The sequence below is a fragment of the Jeotgalicoccus aerolatus genome, assembly GCF_014635205.1.
Lineage (GTDB): Bacteria > Bacillota > Bacilli > Staphylococcales > Salinicoccaceae > Jeotgalicoccus > Jeotgalicoccus aerolatus.
Map to the genome: position 1 here is coordinate 200,010 of NZ_BMCN01000002.1, position 20,081 is coordinate 220,090.

Here is a 20,081-nt window from a genome sequence, read left to right on the forward strand (position 1 = left end):
GGATGCGTCAGCGATGAGAAAAATGAGACATGTATTTGTATTCATCGCTAACGACATCAGCAGATTGAGGAGGAAGTGGCTGACACTTCCTCTTATTTTCATTTCTCCGCTTATTTTTATCGGCCTATTGCTTTGGATTATGAGCAGTGTCTTCATGCCTGATGAGCCGGAGGACATTGAAATTGGTCTGGTTAATCTGGATGACAGCGAACCGGCGTCTATGATTGTATCCGCTTTGGCTGATTCAGCTGAAGTTGCAGAAGGACTGGAAATTAATGAAATGACTCAAGCTGAGGCTGAGGAAATGATCGGCGATAATACACTCGTCTCATATATATTATTTCCCGAGAAATTTACGGATAAGATGATGCGGGGAGAATCCAGCCAGCTGGAAGTTGTGGGTAATCCCGATATGCAGCTGGAAAGTTACGTCATCAGCGGTGTGATAGATACAGTCGTCAGACATATTAGAAATTCACAAGCAAATATTTTAACGATAAACCACTATGCTGAAACGCTGGGTATGTCTGATGAGGAACGGGAGGCTTTGATTTTCCAGGAATTCGTCAATCAATTTATCCAGGTGTTATCGAGTGATACTTTAATGGATGAACATGAAATTTCACAAAATATCAGTGCTGGAGCGATGTATTTTATCGTTAACGGCCTATTTATACTGATGACTGTCTGGGTTTACATGCTGCATATCGCGTTGATGCGGGATACAGATCATCAGTTAAAAGAGCGGATAAAGCTTGCCGGGGGTACTTATTTCGTACAGGGTGCCGCAAGGAGTATTACAACGAGCGTTATTGTTTCATTGTTCAGTATCTTGCTGATGCTGGTGATATTGAAGCTGTCAGCAGCAGATTTGCCTGTTGAAAATATAGGACGGCTGGCAGTTCTTATGATACTTCACATCATTATAACGTCGATATTGTTGATTATTAGCGGCTGGCTGATACGCTCTTTTAAAATCAGCATGACCGTCCAGCTGTTCGTTATTCTGCTGGTTATTTTATTCGCCGGCAGTATTATTCCGAGAATCTATTTCCCAGTATATCTCGACCCGGTGTTTGATTATATGTACAGTTATCAGACATTATTCTGGATGGAAGAACTGCTTTTAAACGGCAGATTCATTATTGAAACTGAAGTTCTGTTAATTACGCTGGCTGTACTGTTCGTCGTCTTTTTAGCAGCAGCCTTGTATAAGGAGCGTCGGTTCTTATGAGAAATGTACTCTATGCAAGGTTCCTGCTTATTAAACGCTATATGCCAAAAATGATTTTCTGGATGATTATGCCGCTGATGGCAGCAATCGTTATTACCCTGCTGGTCAATCGTACGAGTGATGATTTCAAAGTGCCGGCAGCTCTTGTTATACATGAAGAAAGTGCAGAAACAGAAATGATGATCGAGGGGTTCAAGGACAGCCGATTTATAGATGTTCAAGTGTTTAGCGGAATCAGGCAGCAGGATGCACTCAGGAAGCTCGAACAGTATCAGTTTGACAGCGTCTTTATTTTCACTGAGGGGTTTAGTGAAAAACTGAAAAATGGACAGCGTAGAAACTTGCTGGAATCGTATTACACAGACCGTTCACTCTATTATGAACCATCTAAAGAGTTGATTGCTTCACTCGTACAGGAACAAATCGGTGTGCATACGACAGTTGATAATATATTAAAATTAGAGGAAGACTTAAACGGCGGCATGACACTGGCATCAGAAAAGATTGTTGATGAAAGAAAGAGAATTGAAACAGAAACTAATCTCGTTGAACAGATATTTTATTTCCTCGGTGAGCATACGCAAGATAAGGATGAGCGTATCTTGAACCCCTGGACAGTATGGGCATATTTTACATTTGCTGTAACGATTTTTATATTTGATTTTGTTACACGTGAAACGATGAGTACAGCCAGCAGCAGATTTTATTATATGAAATACTCATTCACCTATTTTATGATAGTGTCCTTTACTGCGTTGACAGGGATGATGCTGTTTTTCGATATGATTACCTATGTTATAATAAACAACTTTCTGCAAGCTGATACCTCGCTGCTCTCGCTACTGTTGTTCAGACTTGCAGTCAATGGCATTGCCTTCTTCTTGGCATATTTAATGAAGTCTGAGATGAAGCTGTATCAAACAGCAATTGGATTAACAGTTATCCTGCTGGCGCTTGACTTAGTAATTATATTTACCGGGCTTGATATTATAACGATGCTGCATCCTGTCGTTAATTTCACAGAAGACCGTCACAATATTTTATGGATTGTAATACTGCTCATCATAACGTTCATCTGGATCAGGAGGGATAAGCTTGCTTAAGGTTACAGAGTTATCTAAGAGTTACGGCAAACGGAAGGTATTTGATAATTTAAATATTACAGCTGAGCGCGGAGAAATCATCGGCCTGGTCGGAGAAAATGGTGCGGGGAAATCGACACTGCTGAAAATACTTGCAACTTTATCTAAGCCGGATGACGGAGAAGTATTTTTAAATGATCAATCGTATAAGAAACATTATAGGGCGCACAGAAAAATTATCGGATATGTGCCTCAGAATATAGCTGTTTGGGAAGATTTGACGGTGTTAGAGAACATGAAATTTTTTGAAAAACTATCGCCGGTCAAAAAGTCAGTTAAAGAAATGAAACATCTGCTCGATAATATTCAGCTCGACAGATATAAAACAAGAGTCAGTCAATTATCAGGCGGCATGAAGCGGAAACTTAATCTCGCTATCAGCTTAATTCATGAACCTGAATTTCTGCTGCTGGATGAACCGACTGCCGGGATAGATTTGAAGTCGAGAATAGAGATTGGTGAATTTCTTAAAAATCTTGCGAGAAATAATAACATGCTGATTATGTATACTTCACATGATATGAATGAAATTAAGGAAGTTTGTGACCGGGTAATTATTATTGGAGAAGATAACTTTTATAGAGAATTACTGTCTGACTACATGGTATAACGCTATGCGATATAAAATAACGACATACGTTATGCGGGCTGATTTGATAGCTTGTTATCATGAGTAAATTGACGTGCGACAGGGTATGACAGTTATAAAGGAGAGATGAATATGATCGCTTATGTATGGGCAGAAGATGAAAACAAGCTCATAGGAAAAGGCAGCTCGCTTCCCTGGAGACTGCCTGCAGATGTAGCTTTCTTTAAAAAAATTACGATGCAGGGCGATATAGTGACGGGGAGAAAAACGTATGAGACGATTCCGAATCGCCCGCTTCCCGGCAGACGTAATATCGTACTGACCAGACAGAAAGATTATCAGTCACCTGGAGCAGTCATTGTTCATTCTAAAGAAGAAGTACTTGAACTGGAACAAAACGGTAAAGAAGATCTGTATGTTATCGGCGGTGCGGATTTATTTAAGATGTTTGAAAATGAAGTTGATGAATTATACCGCACAGTGATTCACGACAGTTTCGAGGGCGATACTTATTTTGATGAAAACTTTGATTATGACAAATTTGAACGGGTTAAATCAAAAGATGGTATTGTCGACGAGAAGAATATATACTCCCATACTTATGAGTTATGGCGAAGAAAATAATGAAAACATCCTGGCCCCCTTACTGTTTTTTCAGAGGGGGCTTTTTTATTCTTTGTTGTTCAGCATTTCTGCCAGCATCCTTGTGGCACCATTACATGATATGTCTTCAGCAAATTCACTGAGTTCAACTTCATCTATTCCTCCATGTTTTTCCAGCCATAATTGGAACATGCCGATTAAGGCTGAAATCTGATACTCTATCAAGTATTCTATTTTTTCAGGCTCCTTAATTTTCAGTTCATGTATATAGTCCATAATAATTTTACGAATACGCATTTTAAATTCGTGTACAAATGCAGGGTCACCTTCAGGTCCAATTAACACAGCGATTTTTTCACTGTGTTCTTTAATATATTCATTAGTCCGGTCGAGTGTATCAAATACGTTATTGCTCGTTTTATCAAGCTGCATGAGCGGGCTAAGTAAAATATCTTTAGTCGGTATAAGCTGTTCTTTCAGCAGGGCTTGAATTTCATTGATATCACTGAAATATGTATAAAATGTTCCGCGATTATAGCCCGCTTTATCCGTGATTTCTTTGACAGTAATTTTTGGCAGGGGTTTGACTTTGTATATACTCCAAAATGCTTCGATAAGATTATTCTTTGTGATTTCTTTTTGACTCATTTTAGACACTTCTTTCTTTTTTCAACAGATTTCAAGTTATTGTTTGTTGATAGTATTCAACTACTTTATTATGATTATAAGGGATTATACAACACGTTGTTGCCTAAGACAATTGAACAATATGTTTAAGGAGAGTACTTAATTTGAAATTATCGGATTTTTCCATAAGACGCCCTAAATTTACGATCGTCATTATGATTATACTTATGCTGCTCGGTATAGTGTCCTTAACCAGACTGCCCTTGCAGCTCATGCCCAATATACAGCCGCCTATAGCCGCTGTGGCCACTACTTATCAGGGGGCCGGTCCTGAAGAAGTCATGGATGATGTGACTAAGCCGATAGAGGAAGAATTATCATCCATTAACGGACTGACTAACATATCTTCACAATCACAAGAAAGCTCTTCGGTCGTAATTTTAGAATTCGGTTACGATATGACAATCGATGAAGTTGAAAGTGATATTACGAGAGCACTTGAAAGTGTTGAACTGCCTGAGCAGGCGGGAGATCCTTCATTCCTTGAGTTTGATATCTCTATGCTGCCGAGTATTCAAATGGCAGTAACATCAAATGGTGAAAGTGTTGCAGATTATCAGGGACAGGTCGATGACTTAGTGACTGAACTGGAAAATATTGAAGGTGTTGCTTCAATTTCAGAGAACGGCACTGTCGTTGAAGAAATTCAAGTCAACCTTGATATTGATGCACTTTCAGAAGCAAATATGAGTCAAAGTGATGTTGCAGGCTTAATAGAAGCCAACAATATTTCGATACCTAACGCAACTATCGTAGATACTGAAAACCGCAATTCGATTTCTACAAGGACAATCAGTGAAATTGACGGCGTAGAGACACTACGTGAACTCGTGATTGCTGATTTGCCCGGAGGAGAAACTCTGACACTCGATGATGTTGCAGATGTTTCTGTTGAAGAACAGGACAGCAATACAATTACAAGACTAAATCAGAGTGACGCGTTATCAGTTGACGTCATGCTGGCATCTGATGCAAATGCATCGAACGTTAACAGCGAGTTCAATGAAGTACTCGATGAAAAACTGAGTGAAGATGAATTCAGTAATCTGACTGTTGAAACACTATACGATGAAGGTGAATATATTGACCTTGCCATTAACAGTGTTTATACATCGCTGATCAGCGGTGCAGTACTGGCAATGATTATTCTATTTGCTTTCCTAAGAAACTTAAAAGCACCGCTGATTATTGGTATAGCGATACCATTCTCGGTCATTACAACATTCGCACTGCTGTTCTTTACAGATATCAGCATTAACTTAATGACACTTGGCGGGCTTGCCCTCGGTATCGGTATGCTGGTGGATAACGCAGTCGTCGTTATTGAGAATATATACAGGCACTTGGCGATGGGCAAAACACCGAGACAGGCAGCCAGTGAAGGTACCAAAGAGGTTGCATCAGCAATCGTCGCTTCAACATTAACAACCGCGGCAGTCTTCCTGCCAGTTGTATTTGTCAGCGGGCTTGTTGGTCAGCTCTTTACGCCGCTCGCAATTACTGTAGTGTTCAGTTTATTCGCTTCGCTGTTTATCGCACTGACTGTCGTTCCGATGCTGGCGAGCCGTATTTTAGATGCGCCTGAAGAAAACTTGGAACAAGTAAGAAGCGAACGCCCGTATATGAAAGTTTTAACGCGCTTCACACGATGGACTTTAGAACATCGCCTATTGGTTATGATTATTACTGTGCTGCTCGTTATCGCAGGTATTTTTGGTATCTATAATCAGGGGATGACATTAATGCCTGAAAGTGATGAAGGTGCCATTACAATAGAGATAGAAAAAGAACAGGGTACAATTTACGAAGATACTTTTGAGACAGTTCAAAGTATAGAACAAGAGCTTGAAGATCATTCTGAAATAGAAATGTACTTAAGTAACGTTGGCTCAACCCAGCCGATGATGTCTATGTCGGAAGAAACCAACAAAGCAAGTATTACCGCGACACTCGTAGATCAGAGTGAGCGCAGTGTGACAACAAATGAATTTATCAGCAATGTTGAAGATGACATTGAGGCACTTGATGAGTCTGCGGATATAAATGTTATCCCAATGTCTCAGTCAGGTATGAGCTCAGAGCCGAATACACTGATGCTGAAAGTGTCTGATGATGACGCAGAACGATTAAGAGAATCTGAAGCAACAATCATCGAAGAACTGGAAGCAGATGACAAAATCGAAGGTGTCAGCTCTTCGAGAGAAGATATGGTTACTGAGATGCAGATTAATGTAGACCGTGCAGCTGCTCGTGAAAACGGTCTTCAGCCGGCACAAATTGGCCAAGCGATATACGAAGCATCAAATGGTGTGAAAGCATCAACTGTTGAAGCGGATAATGACTTCCTGTCAATCAATGTGAAATATCCGGATACGTTCCTCGACAGTGTATCTAACTTTGAATCAATGGAAATTCCAAATGCTGAAGGTGAGTATGTTCAAATCAGCGAAGTGGCTGAATTGGAAGAAGCAGACATGCTGCCGATGATTACGAGAGACAGCCAGGAAGAAACAAGCGAACTGACAGTCACTTATTCTTCTGATATGTCACTGAATGAGGCAGGAACTTACGTCGAAGATATCGTTGCAGGTGCAGACTTCAGCGATGACACACACTACTCTGTCGGCGGGGATCTTGAGATGCTGGGAGATGCGATTCCTCAAATGCTGCTCGCCATTGTACTGGGTGTAATCTTTATTTACCTGGTTATGGTTGCTCAGTTTGAATCATTTAAACATCCATTTATCGTTATTATGGCGATGCCGTTAAGTATCGTTGGTATCATGGCGGCACTTGTTGTGACAAATAGCCCGTTAAGCGTCGTATCGTTCGTCGGTATTATTATGCTGCTGGGTATAGTGGTCAATAACTCCATACTGCTGGTGGATTATACAAACCAGCAGAAAGAAAAAGGAATGCCGACTATAGAAGCACTGGAAATCAGTGTTCAGCACCGCTTCCGTCCGATCGTCATTACTGCACTGACGACAGCACTTGGAATGCTGCCGCTGGCAATAGGTATCGGTGAAGGCGGCGAAATGATCGCCCCTATGGGTACAGTCGTTATCGGCGGACTCGTCAGCAGTACATTCTTTACCTTGTTCGTTATCCCGATATTCTATAGTTATATCGATAAAGAAACGCGCAATATGCATAAGAAGTACATGACACCTGAAGGTGAAGTCATTACTCAAAAAGAAGTGGATGCTGCTAAGAGAAAAGAAGCAGAAGAAGAACAGATGAGTATTGATGAAATTGACGAAGAAGAACAAGAAAGAAACTATATCGATGAAATGCAGGCACTCATTGATAAGATGAAGAACCATCGCAATAATAAATAGAAGATACAGTAATAACTGCCTCACCCGTTTACAAATTGGGTGAGGCAGTTTTTTTATTTGTTCAGCAGCTCTGATATAAGATTATCCATTTTTTCAGGTTCATCCTGCGGGCCGAACCTTTTAACAACTTCACCATTTCTGTCTATCACAAATTTAGTAAAGTTCCACTTTATTTTATTACTCAGCAATCCGCCCCAGAATGTTTTCTTGCCGTCAGTCTCATAAAACTGATTTTCATTCATAATAAATTTGACGCCTTGTTCCTTCATCCATAGAATCGTTTCGTGAGATTTAGAAACGAGATGATCTGCAAGTTTTGGATTACTCTTTCCCTGAGTGACTTTCATTAAATCATCATGGAAGTCCTGAACACTGTATTCAGGCATTTCAACATTATCTTCATCCGATAAATCTTCTACAATGCTTCTAATGCCATCTAGATCGTTATATGCAAATCGGATAGCGCCGTCAGTAAAGTAGGAATTACCGCCGCGTTTATGTTCTGGTCCTTTTTCAAGCATCAGCACTTTTCTATTCTTTTCACTGGCTGTGACTGCCGCACTCAGTGCAGCATTCCCCGTACCTACGACGACGACATCAAAGTGTTTATTATTTTCCATAGTCATTATCCCCTTAAATTTAATATTAACTTTAATGATAAGAGTCCAGTTGACATAAGTGAAATATATATATTTAATTATAATCAATAGAATTATTCTATTTCAGGAAGCGGGTGAAGAGATTGGATGAGAAGGATTGGAAATTGCTGGTTAATCTTTATGCTGAAAAAAATATTACGAAGACTGCTAAGAAACTGTACATATCACAACCCTCATTGACCTATCGGATTAAGCAGCTCGAAAAGGAATTTGGCATTACTTTGCTTCATCGGGGCAATAAAGGAATTACATTTACAAGTGAAGGTGAATATTTAGTAAAATATGCTGAAAAAATGCTCAGTGAATTGAGGCAGGCTGAAGACGCTCTGGCAAATATGAATAATCAGCTGCAGGGTACGCTCCGGCTGGGTTCATCAAGTAATTTTGCACATTATGAACTGCCGTCAATTCTGGAGGGTTTTATCTATTTATATCCAGATATCGATGTACAATTAAAAACCGGCTGGAGTACGGATATTTTGGAACTGCTCCAAAGTGAATCTATTCATGCAGCGTTTATTAGAGGGGATATTAAATGGAGCGGTGAGAAGATGCTGTTAAGTGAAGAGCGTATGAGTATTGTCTCAAAGCATGAAATAAATTTGGGAGATCTCCCACAGCTGAATTATATTAAATATGATACGGATCAGCATTTGAAAACTACGCTCGATAACTGGTGGATAAAAACCTTTGATGTTCCAGCCCATGTATCTATGGAGGTCGACAGGATTGAGACATGTAAAGAGATGGTAAAAAAAGGACTCGGTTTTTCCGTTATGCCTAATATGAGTCTTCGGGGAGAAGATGATTTATATACTAAGGAGATAAAAATAGACGGACAACCAGTGACCAGACAGTCCTGGCTTCTATATAAAAGTGATATGATCGATTTGAAAATAGTCGAGAGTCTGAGTCATTTTGTAAAGCAGTATTACAACTTAGATTCTTAAATAGAAAAAGGCGTTGAATAGAAGCAGAAGAATGTAATGTGTTCCATACAAAGCAAATAAAATCCGTGCGTTAGACTCTCCCAGGGGAAGCTAGCGTACGGATTATTTTTAGTTCAAATATTTTTTAAACGAGACATATACATGTCATGCATAATTTTTAGCTGGGTGGCGGGACTCGGGTTTTTCTCAAGAGCCATTATATTTTTAATCAGTGCGAGTTTTCTTGCAAACATATTGTAATTATTAATCATCGTCATAATTTCATCGGTCACACCTTCACCTGACGGCAACGTTTGATCAGCCTGGCCTTTTTCAACAATGTCACTGACGATATTCGAAATTTCATTTCTGATTGCAAAATAATCAGCTGCTGCAGTTTGAAATTCTTCAAAATCATCGATATTCGATTCGAATATATCGATAAATTTAGATCGTTTCAAGAGCTCTGGATGTTCCAGTCTGTTTGCTCTTTGAAATACCGCTTCAATTTTCTCGATGCCGGTCAGCTGTTTTTGGCTGATAGCACGGTAAAAATCCAACTCGGTTGATAAAATCTTATCAGCCACTGCAATAATCAGTGTTTGTTTTTTGGGGAAGTACCTGAAAAGCGTTGCCACACCTAAGCCGGCTTCTTTGGCAATATCCTGCATCTGTACACTGTCTGCATAGCGTTCTAACAGAAGTTTCTCACCTGCATCTACAATGGCGTTATAACGGCGTTCTTTATTTTTAAGCTGTTTTGACATGACGTCTTCCCCTTTCGAATATTCATTATAATACATGATTAAATAATAGCCTATTAGTTTAATAAGCGTTATAATAAAAGTGAGAGTCGAACTATCAATAATTATGGAGGTTATGTGATGACAAGATTATTAGATAAAGTTGCTATTGTGACAGGCGGAGCGAGCGGTATGGGTGAAGCTCATGTACGCCGTTTTGTAGAAGAAGGCGCGAAAGTTGTGTTTACCGATATCAATCAGGATGCAGGGAGCAAGATGGCAGAAGAGCTTGGTGAAAATTCACTGTTCGTGAAACATGATGTGACTGATGAAGCGGGATGGCAGGCAGTCGTTGAGAAAACTGAAGCAGTTTTCGGACCGGTAAATATATTGGTCAATAACGCTGGTATCAGTATGAGTAAAAGTATTTTCGATATGTCATTAGAAGACTATAAAAAGATTGTTAATATTAATCAGGTATCAGTATTCCTGGGAATGAAATCAGTACTGCCTTCTATGCAAAAAGCAGAAGGCGGCTCAATCGTAAATATTTCATCTATGAATGGAATCGTTGGCGGTGCAGTCGGCTATACAGATACTAAGTTTGCTGTCAGAGGAATGACAAAAGCAGCGGCATTACAAGTGGGACATTTAGGAATCAGGGTGAACTCAGTGCACCCGGGTGTAATTGAAACGCCAATGGTGACTCAGGGTGATGCTGTAGAACAGATTAAAGAATTTGCTAAAAGCATTCCAATGCGCCGCATGGCACAATCTGAGGAAGTAACAAACATGGTATTGTTCCTGGCTTCTGATGAATCAAGCTACTCAACAGGATCAGAATTTGTTATCGACGGCGGCTTAACAGCGATGTAATTAATTTTTAACAGATAAAGGCGGCGGATCGATACAAATCCGTTAAGCAATTTTTAGGAGAGACTCTGCAGCTTTTGCAGAGTCTCTTTTTTTTATTTAAAAAGTATTGAAAAATAGAATTTGCCTTTAAATTATGGTTTGATGAAACAAAGAGGATTCAACATGCATAAGGAGGGTTATGATGATAAACACTAGTAAAAGCGGCACTATAATGAAACGGTGACGTCGCATTATCATGAACATGGCCAATTTTTGTTTCCGCTGCAAGGGTCGATGGAATTAAAAACAGGCAGTCAGACAATCAATCTGACACCGGATCATTGTTTTTATCTGGCGCCATACTCGGACCATGATTTTCGTTCTGTTAACCAGAATGAATTTCTGGTGCTGGATATACCTGAAAGAATTTTACCTGGAAATACCAGTGATATGTATGAAGAAATGAATGACAGCTGGACAGCAGTTAAATATTTGCTACTGCAGGAAATTAATAATACCGGTCATTCGGATGCACTTGGCAATTTAACGAGTTACATTACGCATAAAATTAAAACGATGACGCCGTCGTCGATTGAATATATTAATAAAAATTATAAACAGCGTCTCAGTTTAGAAACATTAGCTGCGATTGAAAACTATCATCCATCATATTATTCAAAATGGTTTAAAAATCAAACAGGTAAAAGCGTTAAAGATTACATCAACGAACTTCGTCTGAATGAGACGAAGTCTATGCTGCTGTCGACCAGCTGGTCTATTACGCGGATAGCCGGGGATATGGATTTTGATAATTTATCATCATTCACGCGCTGGTTTGTAAAAAATGAAAGTGTATCGCCGAACGTTTACAGGGCGCTTAAGAAATGACAATAATAATGTTGCCGCTGGCAAAGTAAAGTTTCGTATTATCGAATATAGTGTATTTATTAGAAATTATACGAGGTGATATTATGAAACAGCAACTTGCGCCTATTCTTATTTTATTTGCTGCGATGCTGTGGGGAACGACAGGGACAGTTCAGGCCCTGGCACCGGACTCCGCACATCCTGTTGCAATCGGAGCGGCCAGATTGTTTATCGGCGGTCTGTTTTTACTTATTATTTTACTTTTGTCAGGCAAGCTTGATCTATCAAAAATCCCTGTCAAAGCAACGATTACAGCAGCAATATGTATTGGTGTGTATCAGCCGTTATTTTTCTCTGCTGTGGCGATAACGGGCGTTGCCATAGGAACGGTTGTTGCCATAGGAAGTGCACCGGTGCTGGCAGGAATGATTGAAATGCTGTTTTTGAAAAAGAAACCCGCACGTATTTGGTGGATATCAACTATACTTTCTATTGCAGGCGTGATTTTATTGTTCTCAAATCAGGGATCAGTCCAGGCGGACCCAGTCGGAATCTTACTTGCACTCTCTGCGGGGCTGGCATTTTCGGCTTATACGACAGTAAACAAAGAAGTTGTTGTCAGCATGAGCGCTCTGCCGGCAGTAGCAGTCGTATTTACACTGAGTGGTATTCTGCTGTCTCCATTCTTATTTATTTTAGATATGAGCTGGATATTCACTGTTGAAGGTATGATTACCGGCTTGCATCTAGGTGTCATTGCGACAGGCATTGCGTATTATTTATTCGCTACGGGACTGTTTAAAGTATCGTCCTCAACAGCAGTAACTTTGTCGCTTGCTGAGCCGCTGACAGCGACAATGCTTGGTATCTTCTTCTTAGGAGAGCATATGAGTCTGCCATCATGGGCGGGGCTCATACTCATGCTGTTTGGTATCGGTGTACTGATACTTTCAGCGAGGAAACCGCGACCGGTTATAACAAAATAGAATACTTTAAAAAAGAAGCGGTCAGGATAATCATTATTATCCTGACCGCTTTTCATAATTAATTATTTATAGGATTTTGAATAGCCGATAGTACTTTGTGTGACGTAGCCGTCCTCGACTTTAAAAGCGATGATATTTTTCTTAGTATCATCTTCCTGGTCGCCAAGTTTATAAACATATGTCTCGTGCTTTCCGTCTTTACTTTCTTCTATTTCAAAATCATCACCATAAGCTTCAGTGATATCCTCGATTGCGAGTTCCTCATCCTGGATTGGGAATACAACTTTTGTAGCCGTCCCGCCGTATGTTGTAAATTTCTGATCTTTTTCTTTTACGAGTTTATATTCTTTATCCGAGTGTTTTTCATAATCATCTTCAGAGGCTTCAATTATATGACCGTTAAATGATAAATCGCCATCTTCTTCAAGTGTATTGATTAATGCATCATTGGTAAGGAAACTGCCGTCTCCATATCCAGTATCGCCTTGATATTTGTAGTGTGTATTTGTAGATTCAGCGGCTTCGACAGTATTATGTCCGTCTTCTTCAGCTGCAACATGCGCACTTGTTACGACAGTCGCTGCAATTCCTGCTGATGCCAGTACTCTAACTAAACTGTGCATGTTCATTGGAACCATCTCCTAAATGTTTATTACTAAGTCTCGATTGTGACATAAAAAGATAAAAACTTCAATTCAGGACCTGGAAGACGAATGTAATGCATGGCGTTATTTTATAACGCCATGCATTACATTGTTGATATATCGGTGTTTCGGGACGCTTAAACATTATAAGTTTAAGCTGCAGAGTCAATTATGTTTCACGTCAAACAATTTATAAGATGTTCTCTATTATATTTTCCGCGGCCTGCTGATTTTTTTCTTTACGCATTTGGCTTTTTATCGTGTGTCGAATTGAGTGGTTTCTGATTATGCTTTCGGTATGTGTCATTAGCTCTTTTTTATTATTCGCAACCAGCGCCATTTTATTGGTCTGGAAATATATTGCGTTTTCCATTTCCTGGCCTGGTGTCGGTTTGTATAAGATTACAGGAGTTTCTGTTACCAGTGCCTCGGTCAGAGTAATGCCGCCGGGTTTAGTAATGAGTACATCAGAGGAAGACATCCAATGTTTCATGGATTTTGTATAACCGATTATAACGACGTTACTGCAGGTTCTAAAGTCATTTTTAAGTTTTAAACGGAGGGAATCGTTCTTGCCGCAAATAATTACGAGCTGTGTATTTATATCGTCAGCACAGCTTTTAACATATGATTTAAAACCTTTCAGTATGCCGAGTGCTCCGGTGCTGATTAGAATGGTCTTTTTATCTGGAGATAAATTAAATCGTTTGAGCCAGGCTGTTCTGTCAGTTTTAATTTTAAAATTCTGGGCGATTGGGATACCGGTAATTTTAATCATGCCAGCAGCGACGCCTTTAGATATGAGATCAAATTTGATTTTTTTAGTGGCAACATAGTAAGTGTGGGTGTTTTCGATGACCCAGTTTTTATGGGCACAGTAGTCTGTAATCACAGTATGAATAGGAATGGTGATATCGAGTTCTTTTTTTATTAAGCCGAGAACTGGGGTCGGAAATGTATTCAGGATTAAGTCAGGCTGATGAATATCGATAATGGTTTTTAAATGATTTAAGCCATACTTTTTGTAAATGCATGAGTTCAGCTGATCCTGCCGTGCATAGTAAAACAGCTTATAGGTCGGTTTAAAATGAGTGAAGCATCGCATATACCAGTCTTTAATGACTCTGGTTAAAAGAGGATGGGCTTCAAGATATAAATCGTGCTGTATGACATCGATGTTGTAGTGCTCAAGTATTGTGTTAAGGCTATTGCTGACCATTAAGTGTCCGTTGCCGAATGAACCTGTAATGACTAATACTTTTAGATTTTTCATTGTTCTCCCCTGGTTTTAATTATTTAAAAGCTAAGCTTCATCAATTAAAACAATGCTGTATCTTCAGTACGAACGGCTGTAAATCGGTGTTTTCAAACAAATTGTATCATGAAATTTATAACTTATTGGAAAACAAACAGACTCTTAACAATTGTTAAGAGTCCGCATATTATCTTGCGTCAGTAATATTTATTACAGGAATAGATGAGCCCAGAAGAATGGCTATCCAGATGGATGCTAATACTAGAAGAATGAAATATAAATCATATTTTGAAAATGAGGTTTTATAATAATATGTGCGTTTGTTATCACTGAAGCCTTTGGATTCCATTGCAATCCCCAGGCGGTAAGCTCTTCGTATACTTTGACTTATGAGCGTTACAATCGTTGTTTTAATCCCTTTAAAGCCGGAAATATGTTTTTTATAAATGAGCGCTTTGCGTACTTTTTTTGCCTGTCTAAGCTGCATGTATTCAGAAATTATGAGGGGCACCATACGAATCGCTGCCATAAAAGAATATGCATATTTTGCTTTCACCTTCAGCTGTATCATCAGAGAATAAAAGACATCGGTAATTTTCACAGTGAATATCAATAACGCTCCGAATAACGATAGTATAACGCCGCGCATAGCCACGTGAATACCTCTGATCAGGCTTTCTTCAGTAATGTTTATAATTCCGAATTCAAATAGTAACGTAGTGCCTTCGCCGTAAAATATCATATACATACTGGATATTAGTCCGGATATAAAAATGAACAGCAGCAGAATAATCAAATATTTGTACTGAATGCCACTGAGTACAATGAGAAGGAAAAGCATAAAAATCATCAGGTAAAATAAAGTATTAGGATTATGAATAAAAATCACTGTGACAAAAAGAATGACAGCAAGCATGATTTTTGTCAGCGGATTTGTCTGATCTGTAAAAGTGCTGTATTTTTTAACGGCTTCAAACATCGTCCGACCTCTTCTCGTGCAAAATCCCATCTTCTATTAACAAGCGCCGTGACGGATATCGTAATTTAATATTCTCATCATGTGTAATCATAATAATTGTGACGCCATCAGCGACCAGGTGATGAAACAATTCCAGCATAGAAAAAGCATGTTTTTGATCGAGACCGAAGGTTGGTTCATCGAGCAGCAGTACTTTTGGCAGACCGCCGAGTGCTGTAGCAACACTCAGCCGTCTCTTTTGACCGGTTGAAATTTCAAGCGGATGAAGGTGTGCTGTGCTGCTGAGGCCCATCTGCTTTAGTATTTCCTCTGTTTTATGAACGGCATCATTGTATTTAAAGTGCGGTTCCATGTTGATATATATTTCATCGAATACTTTGTGGGTAATAAACTGCAGCTCCGGATTCTGAAAGACAGGGTAAACGTCTCCAGCAATCTGTTTTGTTTTTTTAATTAATTTATTTTGATAATAAATTTCGCCGTCGGATGGAATGAGTTTCATCAGTGCCAGCAGTAGACTGGATTTCCCTGTACCGTTTTTGCCTTCCAGAGTAATCCATTCTCCTTTTTGAATAGACAAATAATCGATATTCAAAATATCCTGGCCGCGCCGCTCAAGTTTAAAATCTTTAACCTCGAGCAATGTTTCTGACATACTCTCAATCTGATTAAATTCCGGCGCGCCCTGCCATGAATCCGGATGCCAGACGCCGTACTGATTTAACAGTATCTTATGATGACTTAAAATATAGTCCGGTGTACCCTGCTGGATAATTTCTCCTTTATCACTCATCAATATAACTCTGTCAACTTTGTCCCATATATAATCAAGCCGGTGTTCTACAATTACGACAGTTCTATCCTCCCAAATATTCTCAATAACATTCCATAAAGATTTGGTAGATTCATCATCCAGCATACTCGTAGGTTCATCGAGAAATAGAGTATCGGGATCTTGCAGCAGTGCTGAAGCGATAGCAAGCTTTTGTTTCATACCGCCGGATAAATGATTGATATTCAGATCAAACGGGATATCGAGGCCGGTCTGTTTGAGTGCAGTTTGAAACATCGGCTCCATTTGTTCTTTTGGTATACTTCTGTTCTCCAAAATAAACGCGAGTTCTTCATTGACTTGCGGCATGGTGAACTGAGCATCGGGGTCTTGAAAAACGTATGCCCTGTCTGACGGGATATTTAGGACTTCTGCTTTCATAGGCGTATGGATTACAGCGGGGATTAATCCGCCCATAACATTTAACAGTGTACTTTTTCCAGAACCGCTTGGTCCGAGCAGCAGAACCTTTTCTCCTGAGCGAATAGACAGACTTAAATCCGTGAATAATTTTGACTGTGCCTCCGGGAATCTTAAGTTCAGCTTGTGTATATTTATATCTGTCATTTTTACAAGCCTTCAGTAGAGTCAGAAGACGAGCTGCCTATAAATTTCAATACGCCCGTCTCTTTGACTGCACGGTACAAGACATGACCCAGCCAACCTGCAACAACAGCGCCACTTAGTATTCTTAAGGAGAACATGAGAATTAAATTCCAGCTTTCCAAGTGCCCGAGATAACCGTAATACCAGTCGAGTGGCAATGTGATAAGAGCTGCAGCAATCCCCGCCATTACAACAACCATCAAATGTGTACTTTTGTATTTAAAAATAAGGAATATCAGTTCGCATACCAAGCCTTGTAACAGTCCGTACATGATTAGTGAAATATCGAACTGCAGCAGGACAATGGTTTCTCCAGATGCTGCTGCAAATTCAGCAATTAAGGCAACACCCGGCTTTCTAATAATTAAATAAGCAACGATTGCAGCGATAAACCACATACCGTAAACCAATTCATTTAAATGCAGTCCGAACGGCTGGAGTATGGTGTAAATACCATCCCATAAAGAGTAAATAACAGCAAAAACGAGTGCGATTACGACAGTAATTAAAACATCTGTCAGTGTTAAACCTTTTCTTTTAGTCATGTTGAAGCCTCCGTTAAAAATTTCAAACAAAAAAACACACCACTAACGGAATGGTGTGCATATAAAAAATATGCCACTTCCCTACGCTAGTATGATCTAGATCAGGTGATAAGGGTCAGTCTCAGTCCAAAATGGACACCCCCAGTGGTGGTGATTTATTTATTTGATTATCACTATCATAGTCCAGTTCACTGTTTTTGTGAAGCAGGATTTATTTAGTTACTGTGATTCCTTGATTATCAGTCTCATAGAGCGTCACACTTTGCAGCACATCTTCAGCAGGAAGATGTTTATTAAACTGCTCGAAAATCCAGTACGCGATGTTCTCGGCAGTCGTATTCATATCTGGTAAAGTTTGATTGATTAGACAGTTATTAAGCTTCACACTGATATAATCGTTATAAATTTTATCGATTAAATGGAAATCGGTAGCGAGACCAAGATCGCCGACATGGGATTGTATTTCCAGATTGAAAGAATAACGGTGATTTTTTAAGTCCTTAAATGCTGTATCAGAAAAAAATATACGGTTGTCGCATGTGAAAGTATAGTGTTTGTGGATCGTAACGGGTTTGTTAAAATATTTGAACATATGCGGCGGTTTTACTTCTTGGATATCCATCTTTTTCTCCCCTTTTTAAGTATCAACACTGTTAATTATATACGAAAAATTTTATTAGTATCAATTGTGTCAAATAATTGACAGCGTTTTCAGATGTGATAAGGTATACAAAAAGATGCTAGTTTTCAGAATATTTCAGATTTAATATACAGGGGGAATTATATGAAATATTATCTAAGACGTTTAGGCTTGGCTTTTAGTTTAGTGTTGCTGGTATTTACTGCGGCACATCCCGTTGTCTCTGCAGAAGCGTATCAGCCGGACTATACGGAAGAGAATGATGTTGCGACAGGTAATGAAGGAATGGTTGTTTCAGCGCATCCTCTGGCTTCAGAAACGGGTTACAATATACTTAACAATGGCGGTAATGCCATGGATGCTGCGATTGCTATGCAATACGTACTGACAGTTGCTGAACCTATGATGTCAGGTCTTGGCGGCGGCGGTTTCATGATGGTTCACGAGGGTGAAACAGGTAAGACATCGATTATAAACAGCAGAGAACGCGCGCCGGGAGGTGCGGATTCTGAAATGTTTTTGGATGATGAAGGGGAAGCTTTACCTTTTGAAGAACGCGTCAGAAGCGGTAAATCTGTGGGAGTACCGGGAACATTGCGAGGTCTGGAACACGCCCATGCACAATGGGGAACAATTGATATGAATGAGCTGATTGCGCCTGCGATATCCATTGCTGAAGAAGGATTTGCAATCGATGATTTCCTTGCCAACCAAATTTCTGATAATGCTGAGAAACTTCAGGCTACAGCTGCAAAAGATGTTTTCTTTGAAGATGAAGAGGCATTAAAAGAAGGCGATGTCCTTGTACAGAAAGATCTGGCGAAAACTTTAGGTCTGATTAGAGATAATGGTATTGATTATTTCTATAACAGTGAGATTTCAGAAGCTACTGCGAATGCAGTTCAGGAGTTCGGCGGGTCGATGACTAAAGAAGACTTATCGAATTATCAGGTAACACAGGATGAACCAATCTGGGGCGAATTTAATGGCTACGATATTGCGACCATGCCGCCCCCAAGCTCAGGCGGTGTCTTCATGCTTCAAATGCTGGGGATGCTTGATGATTTTGGTTTATCACAGTACGATTCAAAATCTGCAGAGAAATATCATTTACTGGCTGAAGCTATGCATTTAGCCTATGCAGATCGTGCTGAATATGCAGGAGACCCTGAATTTGTAGATGTGCCAGTTGAGGGGTTACTCAATCCAGATTATATCGATGAACGGAAAAACCTGATTAGTCTGGATGAGGTAAATGAAAATCCTGAAGCGGGAAATCCATGGGATTACCAGGAAGGTAAAGATGAAGTAGAAAATGTTGAACAGCCAAACGATAAAGTAGACGGCCAGACGACTCATTTCTCTGTTGCTGATAAATTCGGCAATGTTGTATCTTATACTACAACTATTGAGCAGGTATTCGGGTCCGGTATTATGGTGCCGGGTTACGGCTTCATGCTGAATAATGAGCTGACAGACTTTGATGCGGAGCCGGGCGGTGCTAATGAAGTACAGCCGAATAAACGTCCGTTAAGCAGTATGACACCGACAATTGTCTTCGATAACGGAACCCCTGTAATGACTGCTGGGTCACCGGGCGGCCAAACAATTATCACGTCAGTGCTGCAGACAATTATAAATACGTATGAGTATAATATGGATATACACTCAGCAGTAACTGAACCAAGAATCTTTTCAAGCGATATAGAATCATATAGATTTGAAGAAGGTGTGCCTGAAGAAGTCATTCAATCATTAAATGAAATGGGACATAACTTTGAAGATGAATCTGAAGCAATCGGCAATGTAAGCAGCATTAAGATTGATCCAGATACAGGAGAATATTCAGGTGCGACAGATAGAAATAGAAACGGCGCAGCATTTGGACTGCAATCAGGTGAATAAACGGCATGAAAAAAAGGCAGCCTTTAAAAAGCTGCCTTTT

19 protein-coding genes and 1 riboswitch are annotated in these 20,081 nt (G+C 39.7%); of the genes, 10 read left to right on the forward strand and 9 right to left on the reverse strand.

Annotated features, from left to right (window positions below):
* Window positions 1-13: 13 nt before the first annotated feature.
* The 4 genes from IEU81_RS07155 (at window position 14) to IEU81_RS07170 (ending at window position 3,589) form a co-directional block, all read left to right on the forward strand.
* Window positions 14-1,234 (forward strand): ABC transporter permease, encoded by a 1,221-nt coding sequence (locus IEU81_RS07155; protein WP_186089544.1) that lies wholly within the window; start codon window positions 14-16, stop codon window positions 1,232-1,234.
* Entirely contained in the window at window positions 1,231-2,337 is a 1,107-nt protein-coding gene (locus tag IEU81_RS07160; protein WP_186089543.1) for a hypothetical protein, read from the forward strand. Before IEU81_RS07155 ends, IEU81_RS07160 begins: the two co-directional genes overlap by 4 nt.
* Window positions 2,330-2,986 (forward strand): ABC transporter ATP-binding protein, encoded by a 657-nt coding sequence (locus IEU81_RS07165; RefSeq protein ID WP_186089541.1) that lies wholly within the window; start codon window positions 2,330-2,332, stop codon window positions 2,984-2,986. Before IEU81_RS07160 ends, IEU81_RS07165 begins: the two co-directional genes overlap by 8 nt.
* A gap of 111 nt (window positions 2,987-3,097) precedes the next feature.
* The gene (locus IEU81_RS07170) at window positions 3,098-3,589 is read left to right on the forward strand and encodes a dihydrofolate reductase (RefSeq protein ID WP_092596027.1); all 492 of its coding nucleotides are present in this window, start codon (window positions 3,098-3,100) and stop codon (window positions 3,587-3,589) included.
* Between the two features lie 45 nt (window positions 3,590-3,634).
* Here IEU81_RS07170 and IEU81_RS07175 read toward each other — a convergent pair whose 3' ends face one another.
* Window positions 3,635-4,216 (reverse strand): TetR/AcrR family transcriptional regulator, encoded by a 582-nt coding sequence (locus tag IEU81_RS07175; RefSeq protein WP_092596024.1) that lies wholly within the window; start codon window positions 4,214-4,216, stop codon window positions 3,635-3,637.
* A gap of 143 nt (window positions 4,217-4,359) precedes the next feature.
* Here IEU81_RS07175 and IEU81_RS07180 point away from each other — a divergent pair, with 143 nt between their 5' ends.
* A complete protein-coding gene (locus tag IEU81_RS07180) occupies window positions 4,360-7,596 on the forward strand; it encodes an efflux RND transporter permease subunit (protein WP_186089539.1) in 3,237 nt (1,078 codons plus the stop codon).
* A 53-nt stretch (window positions 7,597-7,649) separates the two neighbouring features.
* Here IEU81_RS07180 and IEU81_RS07185 read toward each other — a convergent pair whose 3' ends face one another.
* Window positions 7,650-8,216 (reverse strand): FAD-binding protein, encoded by a 567-nt coding sequence (locus tag IEU81_RS07185; RefSeq protein ID WP_186089538.1) that lies wholly within the window; start codon window positions 8,214-8,216, stop codon window positions 7,650-7,652.
* Window positions 8,217-8,338: 122 nt separating this feature from the next.
* Here IEU81_RS07185 and IEU81_RS07190 point away from each other — a divergent pair, with 122 nt between their 5' ends.
* The gene (locus IEU81_RS07190) at window positions 8,339-9,205 is read left to right on the forward strand and encodes a LysR family transcriptional regulator (RefSeq protein WP_186089536.1); all 867 of its coding nucleotides are present in this window, start codon (window positions 8,339-8,341) and stop codon (window positions 9,203-9,205) included.
* 113 nt (window positions 9,206-9,318) lie between these two features.
* Here the strand turns inward: IEU81_RS07190 and IEU81_RS07195 are convergent, their stop codons facing one another.
* Entirely contained in the window at window positions 9,319-9,951 is a 633-nt protein-coding gene (locus IEU81_RS07195; protein ID WP_176760577.1) for a TetR/AcrR family transcriptional regulator, read from the reverse strand.
* A gap of 117 nt (window positions 9,952-10,068) precedes the next feature.
* Between IEU81_RS07195 and IEU81_RS07200 the strand changes: the two genes are divergently transcribed.
* From IEU81_RS07200 to IEU81_RS07210, 3 genes are all read left to right on the forward strand, one after another.
* Window positions 10,069-10,803: a glucose 1-dehydrogenase gene (locus tag IEU81_RS07200; protein WP_092595999.1), complete on the forward strand. Its 735-nt coding sequence runs from the start codon at window positions 10,069-10,071 to the stop codon at window positions 10,801-10,803.
* 219 nt (window positions 10,804-11,022) lie between these two features.
* Complete coding sequence (locus IEU81_RS07205) at window positions 11,023-11,670, forward strand: AraC family transcriptional regulator (RefSeq protein WP_268884121.1); 648 nt, start codon at window positions 11,023-11,025, stop codon at window positions 11,668-11,670.
* An 83-nt stretch (window positions 11,671-11,753) separates the two neighbouring features.
* Entirely contained in the window at window positions 11,754-12,635 is an 882-nt protein-coding gene (locus IEU81_RS07210) for an EamA family transporter (protein ID WP_186089534.1), read from the forward strand.
* A 62-nt stretch (window positions 12,636-12,697) separates the two neighbouring features.
* Here IEU81_RS07210 and isaB read toward each other — a convergent pair whose 3' ends face one another.
* The 6 genes from isaB to IEU81_RS07240 form a co-directional block, all read right to left on the reverse strand.
* Window positions 12,698-13,264: an immunodominant staphylococcal antigen IsaB family protein gene (isaB, locus tag IEU81_RS07215; protein ID WP_186089533.1), complete on the reverse strand. Its 567-nt coding sequence runs from the start codon at window positions 13,262-13,264 to the stop codon at window positions 12,698-12,700.
* Window positions 13,265-13,469: 205 nt separating this feature from the next.
* A complete protein-coding gene (locus IEU81_RS07220; RefSeq protein WP_186089531.1) occupies window positions 13,470-14,552 on the reverse strand; it encodes an MGDG synthase family glycosyltransferase in 1,083 nt (360 codons plus the stop codon).
* 169 nt (window positions 14,553-14,721) lie between these two features.
* The gene (locus tag IEU81_RS07225) at window positions 14,722-15,513 is read right to left on the reverse strand and encodes an energy-coupling factor transporter transmembrane component T family protein (RefSeq protein WP_092595994.1); all 792 of its coding nucleotides are present in this window, start codon (window positions 15,511-15,513) and stop codon (window positions 14,722-14,724) included.
* The gene (locus tag IEU81_RS07230) at window positions 15,506-16,912 is read right to left on the reverse strand and encodes an ABC transporter ATP-binding protein (RefSeq protein WP_092595993.1); all 1,407 of its coding nucleotides are present in this window, start codon (window positions 16,910-16,912) and stop codon (window positions 15,506-15,508) included. Before IEU81_RS07230 ends, IEU81_RS07225 begins: the two co-directional genes overlap by 8 nt.
* 2 nt (window positions 16,913-16,914) lie before the next feature.
* On the reverse strand, window positions 16,915-17,496 hold the full coding sequence (locus tag IEU81_RS07235) for an ECF transporter S component (RefSeq protein ID WP_186089529.1): 582 nt from the start codon (window positions 17,494-17,496) through the stop codon (window positions 16,915-16,917).
* Window positions 17,497-17,557: 61 nt separating this feature from the next.
* Window positions 17,558-17,649, reverse strand: a riboswitch (TPP riboswitch).
* A gap of 58 nt (window positions 17,650-17,707) precedes the next feature.
* Window positions 17,708-18,118 (reverse strand): 6-pyruvoyl trahydropterin synthase family protein, encoded by a 411-nt coding sequence (locus IEU81_RS07240; protein ID WP_186089527.1) that lies wholly within the window; start codon window positions 18,116-18,118, stop codon window positions 17,708-17,710.
* Between the two features lie 162 nt (window positions 18,119-18,280).
* Here IEU81_RS07240 and ggt point away from each other — a divergent pair, with 162 nt between their 5' ends.
* On the forward strand, window positions 18,281-20,041 hold the full coding sequence (ggt, locus tag IEU81_RS07245) for a gamma-glutamyltransferase (protein ID WP_092595990.1): 1,761 nt from the start codon (window positions 18,281-18,283) through the stop codon (window positions 20,039-20,041).
* Window positions 20,042-20,081: the final 40 nt, after the last annotated feature.